The 578-nt window shown below is 47.9% G+C and carries 2 protein-coding genes; both read left to right on the top strand.

Features of this window, described 5'->3' with window-relative positions:
* Positions 1-287, top strand: a 287-nt coding sequence (locus G1O98_RS38545) for a DnaJ C-terminal domain-containing protein (RefSeq protein WP_275941826.1), incomplete at its 5' end; no start/stop codon positions are given.
* On the top strand, positions 284-578 hold a 295-nt coding region (locus G1O98_RS38540), incomplete at its 3' end, for a chaperone modulator CbpM (RefSeq protein WP_163939732.1). The genes G1O98_RS38545 and G1O98_RS38540, both read left to right, overlap by 4 nt.

The raw sequence follows: 578 nt of genomic DNA, 5'->3' as shown, positions 1-578 counted from the left end.
AAGTTCCCATTCGTCCAGATGAAGCGGTCTTAGGCGCTCAAATTCAAGTACCAACACCAGAGGGTAGCGTCACATTGAGCGTTCCGAAAGGCGTGCGTTCCGGTCAATCGCTGCGGCTGCGAGGAAAAGGCTGGACGCAACCAAAAGGCGGGCGAACTGACTTAATTGTGAAACTTCAAATCGTCTCTCCGAAAGAGTTAAGCGAAATTGAGCAGGATTGCTATGAAAAGATTCAGGCGAATAGCAGCTTTAACCCACGTACTGCATTAGAAGGATTAAGGTTATGAGCGAGTTTAGCCTCTCCAGTACAGTTGTTTCCCATGAAGGCGATCGCCTTTATACATTTGAGTATGCAGCCTCTGTTACCCAAACTTCAACGATTGTAATTGAGCAATTTGTGCAACTCGGATTGATCGAACCGAAAGGCTCAATGCTGCACTCACGAGAAATTGCGCGAATTGCTCAGATCCAACGCTTGCGTCAGGATTTGGGACTAAATCTCGTAGGCGCAGCAATGGTCATGGATATGGCGGCTGAAATTGCCCAGTTACGGGCACAGCTAAAAGCGTTGCAGTCTT

The sequence above is a fragment of the Nostoc sp. UIC 10630 genome, from assembly GCF_010747425.1.
Taxonomy (GTDB): Bacteria; Cyanobacteriota; Cyanobacteriia; order Cyanobacteriales; family Nostocaceae; genus Nostoc.
This window is presented reverse-complemented; position numbering and strand designations above follow the sequence as displayed.